Annotated in this window: 10 protein-coding genes; 8 read left to right on the forward strand and 2 right to left on the reverse strand. The window is 38.4% G+C overall.

The window, feature by feature from the left end; genetic code table 11:
* Positions 1 to 16: 16 nt before the first annotated feature.
* On the reverse strand, positions 17 to 3,217 hold the full coding sequence (locus tag MS6x_RS00845; RefSeq protein ID WP_482604817.1) for a cytochrome c biogenesis protein: 3,201 nt from the start codon (positions 3,215 to 3,217) through the stop codon (positions 17 to 19).
* A gap of 137 nt (positions 3,218 to 3,354) precedes the next feature.
* On the opposite strand from MS6x_RS00845, the gene MS6x_RS00850 reads away from it, so the two are divergent.
* From MS6x_RS00850 to galK, 8 genes are all read left to right on the forward strand, one after another.
* Positions 3,355 to 4,116, forward strand: coding sequence for a Rossmann-like and DUF2520 domain-containing protein (locus tag MS6x_RS00850; protein WP_482604818.1), 762 nt, complete (start codon positions 3,355 to 3,357; stop codon positions 4,114 to 4,116).
* A gap of 38 nt (positions 4,117 to 4,154) precedes the next feature.
* Positions 4,155 to 4,682, forward strand: coding sequence for a KdsC family phosphatase (locus MS6x_RS00855; protein ID WP_482604820.1), 528 nt, complete (start codon positions 4,155 to 4,157; stop codon positions 4,680 to 4,682).
* 3 nt (positions 4,683 to 4,685) lie between these two features.
* On the forward strand, positions 4,686 to 5,276 hold the full coding sequence (locus MS6x_RS00860) for a Maf family nucleotide pyrophosphatase (RefSeq protein ID WP_482604822.1): 591 nt from the start codon (positions 4,686 to 4,688) through the stop codon (positions 5,274 to 5,276).
* 196 nt (positions 5,277 to 5,472) lie between these two features.
* A complete protein-coding gene (locus MS6x_RS00865) occupies positions 5,473 to 6,426 on the forward strand; it encodes a septum formation inhibitor Maf (protein ID WP_482604824.1) in 954 nt (317 codons plus the stop codon).
* Between the two features lie 3 nt (positions 6,427 to 6,429).
* A complete protein-coding gene (locus MS6x_RS00870) occupies positions 6,430 to 6,996 on the forward strand; it encodes a mechanosensitive ion channel domain-containing protein (RefSeq protein ID WP_482604826.1) in 567 nt (188 codons plus the stop codon).
* 76 nt (positions 6,997 to 7,072) lie between these two features.
* Entirely contained in the window at positions 7,073 to 9,604 is a 2,532-nt protein-coding gene (locus tag MS6x_RS00875) for a PIG-L family deacetylase (protein WP_482604828.1), read from the forward strand.
* Positions 9,605 to 9,715: 111 nt separating this feature from the next.
* Positions 9,716 to 11,452 carry a sodium:solute symporter family protein gene (locus tag MS6x_RS00880; protein WP_482604830.1) on the forward strand — a complete coding sequence of 579 codons (1,737 nt, stop codon included), beginning with the start codon at positions 9,716 to 9,718 and terminating at the stop codon, positions 11,450 to 11,452.
* Positions 11,453 to 11,603: 151 nt separating this feature from the next.
* A complete protein-coding gene (gene galK, locus MS6x_RS00885; protein WP_482604832.1) occupies positions 11,604 to 12,764 on the forward strand; it encodes a galactokinase in 1,161 nt (386 codons plus the stop codon).
* A 223-nt stretch (positions 12,765 to 12,987) separates the two neighbouring features.
* Here galK and MS6x_RS00890 read toward each other — a convergent pair whose 3' ends face one another.
* Positions 12,988 to 13,833: a DUF2911 domain-containing protein gene (locus MS6x_RS00890; RefSeq protein WP_482604834.1), complete on the reverse strand. Its 846-nt coding sequence runs from the start codon at positions 13,831 to 13,833 to the stop codon at positions 12,988 to 12,990.
* Between the last annotated feature and the right edge of the window lie 30 nt (positions 13,834 to 13,863).

A 13,863-nucleotide genomic window follows, 5' to 3' on the forward strand; every position in this document is an offset into this window, starting at 1 on the left:
TACAAAACTGTGACATCTATTTTATATAATACACCTTGTATCTCCAATAGCTTAGTGCTCCAAGTGCTATAACACCGGCAACTGTGTAGTAGATAAATGTGGGTGTAATTACCTGCGCCCCACTGGCATAACTATGCAGACCTACCAAATAAAAATTAACCCCAAAATAGGTCATCATTATGCTGCCAAAAGCTACAACGCTTAAGAAGTTGAACGTCCATTTGCTGCGAAGACCCGGCACCAATCGCGTGTGAATCACGAACGCATAAACCATAATAGACACCAAAGCCCAAGTTTCCTTTGGGTCCCAGCCCCAGTAACGGCCCCAACTTTCGTTTGCCCATTGTCCTCCCAAAAAGTTTCCAATGGTGAGCATAATAAGTCCTACGGTAAGGGCCAACTCGTTAATAATGGTGAGCTCCTTAATGTTCAAGGCCATTTTATCCTTGTTTTTAGAGGTTGTAAGCAACATTAATATGAGACAAACAATACCCAAAATCATACCTACGGTAAGCGGTCCGTAACTACCAACGATAACAGAAACGTGAATCATAAGCCAATAACTATCTAGGACAGGAACTAAATTAGCTATAGATGGATCTACCCAGCTTTGGTGGGCAATCCATAGTAACATAGCAGTCACAAAAGCGGAGGCCGCAATGGTCATATCACTTTTTCTACCAAATGCGAGTCCCATGCCCATAGTTGCCCAGGCAACGTATAAAATACTCTCATAAGCATCACTCCAAGGGGCATGACCAGAAATGTACCAACGTAGTATTAAGCCGGCAGTATGCCAGAGGAAAAATAGTATAATCACTCCTTTGAAAAAGTAGATACCTGCCTTCCAAATTTCCCTTTGTTTAAAAATTTGAAATATCAATACCACAAACATCAAAAACCCGACTAAAAGGTAATATCTATATAGCCTGTTGAATATATCCAGTTTGTTATAAATTACCTCGGTTTCCACCTTCATACCTGAGGGCAAGACCTCACTGCCGTGGTTATGTTGGTTTTGGTTAAAAGCTGCCAAAAGTTTGTCCGCTTCGGTATAATCACCAGATTTTTGCGCGGTACTCAGGGTCATTAGGTAGTATGGCATGGCATTTTTTACAAAATTGGCATACAAAGAATCTGAAACCTGATACTGCCCTCCCCTGTATTCTACAGCCGAAATCCATTTGTTGTTTTCATCGTCCAACAACGGAAATATCTTTAAAATCTGTTGCCCCAACGCCTGATTCAATAAGCTTAACCGTATATTGGCATCCTTAAAATCCTGTTCAAACTTATTGGGATTTGTAGTTGACGTGGCCTCTCTCAGAAAAGGTTGTAATTTATAATTTCCCTTGTCGTCAAAAAAGTCGGTGGCCTTTACATACTTTTTCCCAAGTGGAATACCCACGATTTTACGAATACTATCGTTCTGCGCCTTCTTGTCCAAAGCAATAAACTCGGTATTATACCATAGGGCCGGATTCATCATCATGGAAAGAAAAACTTGGTCGGCATTGAATCCCAAATAGGTATCCTTAAGGCTTAACTTTCTCAATAACTCAGAAGCAAAGGTGTTAATAGGCTTCATACGCCCACCGTCATCTTGTATCACCAGTTTTCCGAATTTCTCAGCATGAACCTTACTTACAATAGACGCACTTATTAAAGAATCTACCTGCGCCTTTGCCGGTGCAGGGATACTGGCACTGGTGCTGGAATGGTCATGACCATCACCTTCAGTATGTTCTTGCGCATTCGTAGGTAACGCAAAACCTAAAATCAAAAGAATCGTAGCAGCTATTGTTTTCTTCTTATTATTCACTTTATCCAAAGATGCGGCCAAGTCTTTAAATCTGGTCTTTCCAAAAAACATAATACCTAACAACCCAACATATAAAAGAAAGTAACCAATGTAGGTAATCCAAGTACCCCAAAAATCATGGTTTACAGATAAAGTTGTACCCTTTTCATCTGGGTCAAAACCAGACTGAAAAAAGCGATACCCTTTATGATCAAGCACATGGTTCATAAACACATCATAATCAAACGTGCGTTCATCCTTTACTGTAATCCTGCTCATAAACGATGCATACGCATTCTCGGTACCAGGATGTTTTTCGGCAATAAAATCGTTCAGTTGAATACTAAAAGGTAATTCACGTACTTTGGAGCCATAGCGTAGTGCAAAATCCAAACCGCCAACAGTCACTTTCTCCGAAAATTTAGTGCTTCCCTTACCCCCTAAAACTTTTATTTGTTTCGTTTCTCCGTTAGAGGTGACACTCATAATCATTGCATCCCTATCTCCTTCCGTTTTTTCACCTTTGGGAATTTCTATAATTCCGTTTTTCCCAGTTACCAAGGAATCCGGTATCACAAACTGCATATTTGCCGTGTTATACAAGGAACGTAACATTAATGGCTGTATGCTATCTTTAACCAATTTTCCTTGTAACTGATCTGCCATCCGCATAAACGTACCATCAAAAGGAGAATCTATTTCATATCCTGTTGCCAATGTAGAAATGTTAATGGCACCTTTAGTAGGTTTGTTCAACGCAAATAAAACTCCATGGATACTGGTTACTTTTTCATTTTCTAAATAATGCTCATGCCGCTGGCCATCACCGGCCTCCACTACTTTTAAAAAAGAAGTACCATTCTCGTCAGGAATAAGTCCCTCTTTAGCTCCTGCAATAAAACCGGTATAGGCTATCGTAAATTCTTGCCCATTAAAGTCCTCTTTCCAAGGTAAGTTGGATTGAATATCCTCCGCTGTAACAATTAAGTCATCCTCAAGAATCTTTCTTCTTGGTTCCCCGTCAATTTTACCATCTATGTGGGCTGTGAAATAGGTCTTATCTGAATAGAAGACCTTTTCCGTCTCCCCTTCCCGTATGGGCATCATCCCTTCAAAACTTATATAGCGGGTTACAAAAGCCCCAACAATAATTAAGATCCATGATAAATGGAGTAATAACACCGGCCATTTTTCCCATCTCAACAGACGATATCTAAAAATATTACCTGAAAAATTGATAACAAAAAATACCATGATTACCTCAAACCAAGTGGCGTTATAAATCCAAATACGAGCGGTCTCGGTACTGTATACACTCTCTACAAAAGTCCCAATAGCCATTGCGGTAGCAAACGCTATAAAAAGAACGGCCATTAACCGAGTAGAAAAGAAAATTTTCTTGAGTATTTCTGTCATATGAAAGGACATTGGTTTCAACGTGTAAAAATAAGCCCTTTTTAGGATTTTTGAATCGTAAAAGACGATAGAAAGGTTAAACAATTATGTTAATTATTATATAAAACGCATGCTTTATTTCTTTGTACTTTTGACGTATGATTTCTATTACGATACTAGGTTCGGGTAACGTAGCCCAAAATTTATTCGAGGCTTTTTTGACAAAAAAAGAGGTGCACATTGTACAGGTGGTAGGAAGAAATACCTCCAGTCTAAGCTATTTTAACGGAAGGGCCAACTTAGCTACTTATGCAGATGAACTTCAACCAGCGGATATTTACATTTTGGCAATCAATGATGATGCCATCAGCGAAGTTTCTGCCAAATTAAATGTAAATGGTTTGTTGGTGCATACCTCTGGAGCTATAGCCTTATCCGATTTAAAAAATCACGTACAAATTGGTGTATTATATCCTGTACAAACCTTTACTATTGGCAAACAACTAGACTTTTCAGCTATTCCAATATGTATCGAAGCCAATAGTGAACACAGTCTTGAACTGCTAAGACGTTTGGGAAATATCCTAAGTACTGCTGTTACTAGTATAGATTCTAAGCAGAGAAAGACACTACATCTCGCGGCAGTTTTTGTGAATAATTTTACCAATTACATGTATACGATTGGCAAAGATATTTGTGCGCAAAATGGTCTTGATTTTTCGTTGTTACAACCTTTAATTACAGAAACTGCGGAAAAAGTATCGGCAATTAACCCGTTTGATGCCCAAACAGGCCCCGCGAAAAGGGGAGATCAGAAAACACTGCATGCCCATCTAAACCTAATCAAGGATAAAAATCATCGGGAAATCTATACCCTTTTGAGCAATAATATTAAAGAACGTCATCAACTAAAAAACTAATTTTATAGTACTGGTGAGTTTAAATTAGCTAAAGCATTATGGAAAAGAGTTACAAAGAAAGTTTAAAAGATATTACCACCTTTGTGTTTGACGTTGACGGTGTTTTTACGGACGGCAATGTGCTTGTAAATACGGACGGTGAATTATTAAGAACAATGAACGTTAAGGACGGTTATGCTCTTAAGACCGCTATAAATAAAGGCTATAATGTTTGCATTATTACTGGTGGTACTAATGAAGGGGTCAAAAAGCGATTAATGGGCTTGGGCGTTACCGATATTTTCATGAATTCCCATTTAAAAATCGAAGCGCTGAATGCTTACGCCAAAAATCACAACATCAACCTTAAAAACATGCTGTATATGGGTGATGATATTCCAGATATCCCTCCCATGCAAGTCGTTGGTTTGGCAACCTGTCCTCAAAATGCCATACCCGAAGTAAAGGCCGTATGTAAGTATATTTCTCATCGAATGGGCGGAAACGGGTGTGTGCGCGATGTGATAGAACAAGTATTAAAAGTGCGCGAAGACTGGATGCAACACTTTAGCGCAGCAAACGATTAAGGCATGCTAAAGAGTAGATTAAACGCTTATACGATTATTTTGGCATCGGGTTCCCCTCGTAGAAAAAAGTTCTTTGAAGAAATGGAACTTGATTTTGAAATTCGACTAAAACCTGTGGAGGAAATATATCCTAGCGCGTTGAAAGGTGCGGAAATTTCGGATTATTTGTCGCAGCTAAAGGCTAAACCTTTTATAAAAAGCATACAACCTAATGAAATAGTGATTACCTCGGATACGGTAGTTTGGCATAATGGAAAATCCCTGGCCAAGGCAGCATCGGATGTAGAGGCACGAGAAATGCTACATCGACTTTCGGGAGACTGGCATGACGTAATTACCTCGGTATGTTTTACAACCGAAAAAAAACAGCTCACAAAAAATAATTGTTCGCGTGTAAAATTCAAGAAATTGGAAACTGAAGAAATAGAACACTATGTATCTAAATACAAACCCTTTGACAAGGCAGGCGCTTATGGCATACAGGAATGGATTGGACTCATTGGAATTGAAGAAATCAGAGGGTCCTACACAAACGTGGTAGGCTTGCCAACACAAATGGTTTACGAAACGTTAAGGATGATTGCCGATCAATAGATTTTGTATAATTTTATAGAAGTATTGAAAATACAGGAATGAATCGCGCTAATTTTATGGTTAGTAGGTTAACATAGAATGGTTTACAATGGCAACCACTACTTTAGTGTTGATGAATACTTCTTTTACAATAAACCAATCAATATTTAGAACACCTTGATTGTAAAATCTTGACTATCAAATAAAAAAATGGAATATGTTTAAAAAATGGCTAACGACTGAAGTTTTAATAATCCTTCTAGCTTTTGGAAGCACTACTCTTAATTCTTGTAAGGAAAAATTAACGGTTTCGAAAGAAGAATTGGTAGCGGTTGATACATCAGAAAAACCTGACACCCCAAAAAGAGCCCTATCCAAGGAATTTAAGGAATATTGGTACGCTGGCGATGCTGAAATCACATCGTATGACTTAAAGCAGGCACGATATGGGGAAATAAGGGAAGGAAGCGCCGTAAAAATTTTTGTGACCGAGCCTTTTCTAAAAGACAAGCAAGTAAAGGCAGATGGCAGTAATCCGGATAATATTCCCGTGTTAAAATTGAACGCTACCAAAAACTACCTCACTGGTATTTATCCCTACTCCATAATGACCAGTAGTTTTTATCCTGTACACGACAATACACATGCTGTTAAATTGGCCTTTTCATCGCAAGAGTGGTGCGGTCAAGTATATGCACAATTAAATAATAGAGAGCAGTTTCAAATTAAGTCCCATTCCTACTTTGAGACCGAAGCAGATGAGGAAATCAGTTTATCACAAAGTCATTTAGAAGACGAAATCTGGAATAAGATTCGGATAGACCCAAGCACGTTACCGATAGGCGAACTTAAAATGATTCCCTCACTAGAGTATATAAGATTAGCGCATAAAGAGCTAAGAGCGTATTCTGCCAACACAAAAATAGACACCAACGAAGGCATCACAAACTATGAAATCACCTATCCTGAACTGAATAGAACTTTGACCATTCACTTTACCGAGGACTTCCCGTATTCGATTGAAACATGGACGGATTCCTCTAAAAGTGGCTATGGCGCCAGTGCGGAAACCATAACCTCTACGGGAACTAAATTAAAACGTATAAAAACACCATATTGGAGACAAAATGGTAATAAGGATTTATATTTGCGCGACAGCCTAGGATTGTAAAATATGAGAGAATTTATAGCCAGTCACCAAAGTCAACTATTATCAAGTGTTATAATTTTGGTATTAGTCCTTATTTTTAAAGTTACCTTTAGTGCAGCGGCAAGAAAGGTGGGTAAACTAGGAGACTTTAATCCGGTAAGAACAAATCTTATAGTTAAGTACATTTCTATAGCACTTACCTTAACAGCTTTTGCGGCTTTTACATTGGTATGGGGCGTAAATTATAAGGATTTAGGCGTATTGTTATCTTCAATTTTTGCGGTTATCGGGGTAGCACTTTTTGCACAATGGTCTATTTTAAGCAATATCACGGCAGGCGTTATTATTTTCTTTTCCTTCCCCTTTAAAATAGGGAATACGATACGAATTTTGGACAAAGAACTATTTAGTACGGAAACGCCAGAACAAGATACGTTCGTGATCGAGGATATACGTGCGTTCCACTTACATTTAAGAAAAATCAATGGAGAAATTCTTACCTATCCCAACAATATGGTTTTGCAAAAAGGCGTAATCCTAATTTCTACTTATAAAGAAGAAAACCAAATAGATAAGATTGGAGAAGCTTAGTATGTTAAAGAAGTTGTAAAAACCAAAGCTCAAGTTTTAATCTTGTTATATTTGAAACTAGACTAAAACCAACACTATGCGCCATATTTGGGTCTTTTTGGGCTGTAGCCTTTTTTTGTTCACTATTTCCAAAGCTCAAACACCTAAAATAAGTAGTCCCACCGATATTTATCATGCGGTACAAAAGCTTAATTTTTTAGGCACGGCACTTTACATAGCAGCTCACCCTGATGATGAAAATACACGTCTAATTTCCTACTTATCGAATAACGTACACGCAAGAACAGGTTATTTATCATTAACAAGGGGCGACGGCGGTCAAAATCTAATCGGTTCCGAACTGCGCGAATTACTAGGGGTACTTAGATCGCAAGAATTGTTGGCCGCACGACGCGTGGATGGCGGCGAACAGTTTTTTACCCGAGCTAATGATTTTGGTTATTCCAAGCATCCAAAGGAAACATTGGAAATCTGGAACAAAGAAGCGATCCTAGGTGATGTAGTAACAACCATACGACAATTTAAACCCGATGTAATTATCAATAGATTCGATCATCGAAACCCTGGAAGTACACATGGGCATCATACATCCTCTGCAATGCTAAGTTTAGAGGCTTTTGACCTTGCCAATGACCCCAATGCTTTTCCGGACCGTTTAACTTCCACAGAAATTTGGCAGCCTAGGCGATTATTTTTTAATACTTCGTGGTGGTTTTATGGCAATGAAGAAGCTTTTCAAAAGGCAGATAAATCCAACATGATCACTATGGACGTGGGCACCTACTACCCCATGTTGGGAATGTCCAATAATGAGATTGCAGCACTGGCCAGTAGTCAACATCTATGTCAAGGCTTTGGCAGACTTAGTTCTAGGGGCAGCCAGCCAGAATATATAGAGCTATTAAAAGGAGACCTCCCAAAAGTGAAGACCGATTTGTTCGAGGGCATAGATACGTCTTGGAACCGGATAGCTGGTGGCGAAAAAATTGCCGAACTTTTAAAGCCCATTGAAGCTAACTTTAATTTTATAAATCCATACCTACATTTACCGCAACTCTTGGAAGCTTACGAGCTTTTACAGAAGGTTGATAACGAGCACTGGAAAAAACTTAAAACCAAAGAGCTAATAAGTATTATAACAGCCGTTGCGGGACTGCATTTAGAAGCGGTATCAGAAGCGGCCTATGCAAATCCGGGAGAACATGTATCCATAAATATCGAGGCCGTGAATAGGAGTCCCGTAGCCATGGTATTGGAATCAGTTCAAATAGGAAATCAGGTAAGTGAGATTAAAACCATACCACTAGCTGACAATACGCTTATAGAGCAAAAAATACAATTTACCATCCCTTTAGAGACCACCTATACAAGTCCCTATTGGCTTATGGAAAAAGGAAGTCTAGGAACCTACAAGGTGGCCGATATGAGCTTGATAGGAAAGCCAGAAACTCCAAGAGCTTTCAACGCCCTATTTAAATTAAATATCGATGGGACAATAATTCCTATCAGTAAACCGATAATATATAAATTTGCGAAACCGGAAAAAGGAGAAATTTATCAACCTTTTGAAATAGTACCAGAGGCTACTGCAAGCTTTAACGATAAGGTTATTATTTTTTCTGATGATAAGCCCAAAGAAATACCTGTGACTGTAAAAGCTCATGCAGATAATCTTTCAGGAACAGTGCAATTCTGTTTTGACAACGCATGGAATGTGGCAAATGACACCAAACCCTTTGAAATTGCAAAAAAAGGGGATGAACAAACACTATATTTTACACTAGTGCCGCCTGATACCGAAAATGAGAGTTATATTTCTCCTATAGTTCGCATAAATGGAAAAACGATTTCTAAAGAATTGGTCACTATAGATTACGACCATGTTCCTATGCAGACTATTCTTTTACCTTCGGAAGCTAAAACAGTGCGATTGGATATAAAAAAAGCGGGGGAGCATATTGGATATATTATGGGTGCGGGAGATGAGATGCCAACTAGTTTAGAGCAAATGGGATATATTGTTCACCTTGTAGATCCTTTGGAATTAGTTGAGGGTTCCTTAGATAAGTATGATGCAGTGGTATTGGGAATAAGAGCATATAATGTAGTAGAAGAACTAAAATTCAAACAGAGATTTATATTAAATTATGTGAAACAAGGTGGCAATGTCATAGTACAGTACAACACCGCTAACCGTTGGGGTAATCAATTTGAAAGTATTGCCCCTTACGACTTAGACATTTCAAGAGATCGTGTAACCAATGAAAACTCCGAAGTACGCATATTGGCTGCTGAACATCCCTTAGTAAATTTTCCCAATAAGATAACTTCATCTGATTTTGAAGGTTGGGTCCAAGAGCGCGGACTATATTTTCCTGACAAATGGGGAACTGAGTTTACGCCCATTTTAGGGATGAACGATGAGGGAGAAACAGAAAAAAAGGGGAGTTTGCTTGTAGCTCCTTATGGAAAAGGAAACTATATTTACACAGGCCTTAGTTTTTTCAGAGAATTACCAGCCGGGGTTCCGGGAGCTTATAAATTATTTTCCAATATGTTGTCCTTAGGAAAAGACAAACTAGACCAAAAAGAAAAGATAAAAGGATGAGTCAAGAGGAGGACGATAATAAGAGCTGGAAAAAAGAGTATTCCATCGTACTGGCATTAAACCTAATTTACGTGCTAATTTTTGCGTACATAATGTCATCATTTACCTAATATGGGAGCACTCGACTGGACAATTCTTTGTAGCACCTTACTTTTCATCGTTATTTATGGCGTATGGAAAACAAAAGGAAGTAAAAACGTAAATGACTACGTACGAGGCGGAAAAGAGGCACAATGGTGGACTATTGGACTATCCGTAATGGCGACACAGGCAAGTGCCATTACCTTTCTTTCCACACCAGGGCAAGCTTTTCATGATGGTATGGGCTTTGTTCAGTTCTATTTTGGCCTACCCCTAGCCATGATTATTATTTGTTTGGTATTTATTCCCCTTTACCATAAAATGAAGGTGTATACGGCCTATGAGTTTTTAGAAGGTAGGTTTGATTTAAAAACTAGATCTTTAGCCGCTATTCTATTTTTAATGCAAAGGGGACTTGCAGCAGGGATTACTATTTTTGCTCCTTCCATAATACTATCGGCTGTATTGGGCTGGGATTTGAGAACCTTAAACGTTATCATAGGCACCTTAGTCATCATTTACACGGTATCAGGGGGAACTAAAGCGGTAAGCGTTACCCAAAAGCAGCAAATGTTCATCATTATGACCGGGATGTTCATTACATTCTTTTTTATTCTAGGGTACTTACCACCGGATATTACCTTCGGAAAAGCACTTAAAATTGCAGGAGCCAGCAATAAGCTGGAGATTCTAGATTTTAGCCTAGATACAAAAAGTAGATATACCTTTTGGAGCGGTATAACTGGTGGTCTATTTTTGGCACTAGCCTATTTTGGCACGGACCAAAGCCAAGTACAGCGCTATTTATCCGGAAAAACAGTTAGGGAAAGTCAACTAGGTCTGGTCTTTAACGGTATCTTTAAAATCCCGATGCAGTTTTTCATCCTTCTCGTTGGGGTCATGGTTTTCGTATTCTATCAGTATAATCCTTCTCCCCTAAACTTTAATCCGGCTGCCACGCAAACCGTAATGGAATCTGAGTTTGCGGAAGATTACAAGCTGTTACAAGAAGGCCAGGTAGCCCTAGAGGCTGAAAAAAGAATTGCCCAGAACAACTTCTCCGCAGCTTTGGAAATCAAAGAATATGCCGCGGTGGAAGAGGCAAAGTCTCAAATTATTAAAATTAATAGAAAAGATAGTACCAACAGAATTATCGCAAAGACCTTAATAAAGAAAGCTGACGACACGTCAGAAACTAATGATAAGGATTATGTATTCATTCACTTTATCCTACACAATCTTCCTAAGGGTCTCATTGGGCTTTTACTGGCCGTGATTCTATCCGCGGCAATGTCATCGACGGCTTCAGAGCTAAATGCATTAGGTACGATTACGGCTCTAGACCTTTACAAACGGAATCACAGCAAGGAAGAAACAGATGCCCATTACGTTAAGGCATCCAAGTGGTTTACCTTCGCATGGGGAGTTGTAGCCATAGCCATTGCAAACGTGGCAAACCTTTTTGACAACCTTATACAACTGGTAAATATTATAGGAAGTATCTTTTACGGTAATGTCCTTGGTATATTTTTACTTGCGTTCTTTTTTAAGTTCGTAAAAGGTAACGCTGTATTCTTTGCTGCGGTGCTCACACAAGTTATTGTGTGTGTCATTTATTATAATTTAATTCATATTTATCCTTCAGGTGAGGAAAAACTAGGCTATTTATGGTTGAATTTTATAGGGGCGGCAATGGTTATCGTTTTTGCCTTTATATTTGAAGCATTTGACCGTATGCTGAAAAAACCTTTAGTTGTGAACCAGTAAAAGCGTGATATTATTAAAGTAATCTTACCAAATAAACCATCATAATTCTAGTCCTAATTAACGGTTTTAGCTTTCGATTTAATGCTTAATTGAAGTCTTTAGAGAAGCATCGTCGGCATCAATTCCTAGTAACAGTTAATGCTCTTCTGAAATGATAAAATCAAAAGTTGAAAATTTATTTATAGAAAAGTATAAAAGTAAACCTATACTTTTAAAAGCGCCCGGTCGTGTTAATCTTATTGGGGAACATACAGATTACAACCTGGGCTATGTATTACCCGCTGCCATAGAAAAAGGAATCTATTTTGCAGTACAAAAAAATAATACTCAAAAAATTACCATTGAAACGTCCCTAACCCAAGCCGAGCAAATAATCTTTGATTTAGATGGTTCTTCCCAACCATTCATCTCATTTTGGGGTAATTATTTTAAGGCGATACTGGGAATCCTTAACGATAAAAAGTATCCTTTGAACGGTTTTGACTGTGTTTTTGGAGGAGATATTCCTATAGGTGCTGGATTGTCCTCTTCTGCAGCCCTATGCTGCGGATTTATTTATGCCTTGGCAGAAGTAAATAATTTAAAGATTACCAAAGAAAAAATTGCTTTGATTGGCCAGCAAGCCGAGCATAAGATTGGGCTTAAATGCGGAATCATGGATCAATACGCCGTCGTTTTTGGAAAAAAAGGGAATGCTTTGTTTTTAGATTGTAAGGATACTAAGCACAAGTACGTTCCGATTAATCTAAAAGGCTACAGTTGGGTACTAATTAACAGCAACATCACACATAATTTAGTAGTAGATTCCGAATACAACAAACGAAGAGATTCCTGTGAACGCGTTGTATGCAAAATCGCAAAATCAAAAAAAAAGGTATACTCTTTACGGGATATTACCACAACAGATCTGGAAAAAGTAAAAACTAGTGTCTCCCCTATCGATTATTTAAGAGCAAACTATATTTTAGAAGAAAACAATCGTGTTTTACGTATGATAACTGCGTTGGAAAACGGTAACGCCAAACAATGTGGAGCAATTCTACTAGAAGGGCATTGGGCCATGGCTAACGAATATGAAATTACCACTAAAGAATTAGACTTATTGGTAAGCACAGGACAAAAATTAGAGGGTGTTATGGGATCTAGAATGATGGGCGGAGGCTTTGGTGGATGTACGATCAACCTAATAAAAACAGAATTTGTTGAACAACATAGCAACACAATATGCTCCAGATATAAAAAAGAAACAGGAATAGACGCAGAGATTTATAACCTAGAAATTGGTGATGGAATACATACTCTGGCAAAGTAGTTAAAAACCTCGCTTTTAAGATGATGAAACATTATACCAAATTAAGATTTGGCTTCTTAGGAATATTAGGTTAAATTGAATCTACATTGCGTTTTCAAAACTTACAATAATTACATCAACACAACCAGCATCTCTTCTTAAATAATAGAGCGGAACCAAATACCACAGTCCTTTAGACATGGAAATCTGATTCCGCTTAATTTAATTATTACCTATTACGTAATTACATGGCTCCCCATTCTTTCAAGGAATCCATATTCATTTTTACATAATCATCATTTCCTGCTGCCTTAGAAGCTTCCAAAGATTTCTTTGCAGTTGCGATAGCTCCTTTTTTATCTCCAGCTTTTGCTAAAATCAAAGACTGCTGTCTTAATTGCCAAAACGCTGGCTTTTCCGTCATGGACATTGCCTTATCCATCCATTCTTTTGCTTTGTTTATATCTTTGCCTTCTGCAGCATAATAGGTCGCAGCAGCATAGTAATCTCCCGCGCCAGGACCGTTAAGTGCACGGTCAATGCTTTGTGTAACCATAGCATCGGTAGGAACGCCTATAGGAATTGCTATGTATGTTTGTTCCCACATAATTCCCAGATTGGCTCCAGTATTTGTAAGATCGTCAATAGTAATCGTAAACGTTTCGATCGGCATTTCTATTGGCCAAACTGGAACGGTTGCTTTAGCAACAATTTTATTCTCGTCCCAATCGCGAGGAACGCCACTACCGTCTATATCGGTATAAAAGAAAACGTCCCAGTTTTTAACTCCGGGCTTTGTAAAAATAGAATATGTACCAGCTTTTACATCGGTACCGGCGATGGTTACGTCGGTATCAAAGCTTACCGTGGTATATGCATTGGCTGCCGTTCGCCATAGCTTATCAAAAGGTACTAAATCTCCAAATATCGTTCTTCCCTTCATAGATGGTCTGGAGTAGTCAATAACGACCTCTGTCAGTCCTACAGTCTGTATCAATTTTGATGCTGGACTTGCTGCTGGCGTGTTAATTTGAGCTTCAAGAGAAAAGGAAGCTGCAATAGCTAATAAAAATAAGATTACTTTATTCATGGTTTTTGTTTTAATTGTTCACAAATCTAG

This window comes from Maribacter sp. MS6, assembly GCF_056839185.1.

Coding starts and splice junctions, on each gene's coding strand:
- MS6x_RS00845 (WP_482604817.1), bottom strand. CDS start 3,217: ATGACAGAAATACTCAAGAAAATTTTCTTTTCTACTCGGTTAATGGCC.
- MS6x_RS00850 (WP_482604818.1), top strand. CDS start 3,355: ATGATTTCTATTACGATACTAGGTTCGGGTAACGTAGCCCAAAATTTA.
- MS6x_RS00855 (WP_482604820.1), top strand. CDS start 4,155: ATGGAAAAGAGTTACAAAGAAAGTTTAAAAGATATTACCACCTTTGTG.
- MS6x_RS00860 (WP_482604822.1), top strand. CDS start 4,686: ATGCTAAAGAGTAGATTAAACGCTTATACGATTATTTTGGCATCGGGT.
- MS6x_RS00865 (WP_482604824.1), top strand. CDS start 5,473: ATGTTTAAAAAATGGCTAACGACTGAAGTTTTAATAATCCTTCTAGCT.
- MS6x_RS00870 (WP_482604826.1), top strand. CDS start 6,430: ATGAGAGAATTTATAGCCAGTCACCAAAGTCAACTATTATCAAGTGTT.
- MS6x_RS00875 (WP_482604828.1), top strand. CDS start 7,073: ATGCGCCATATTTGGGTCTTTTTGGGCTGTAGCCTTTTTTTGTTCACT.
- MS6x_RS00880 (WP_482604830.1), top strand. CDS start 9,716: ATGGGAGCACTCGACTGGACAATTCTTTGTAGCACCTTACTTTTCATC.
- galK (WP_482604832.1), top strand. CDS start 11,604: ATGATAAAATCAAAAGTTGAAAATTTATTTATAGAAAAGTATAAAAGT.
- MS6x_RS00890 (WP_482604834.1), bottom strand. CDS start 13,833: ATGAATAAAGTAATCTTATTTTTATTAGCTATTGCAGCTTCCTTTTCT.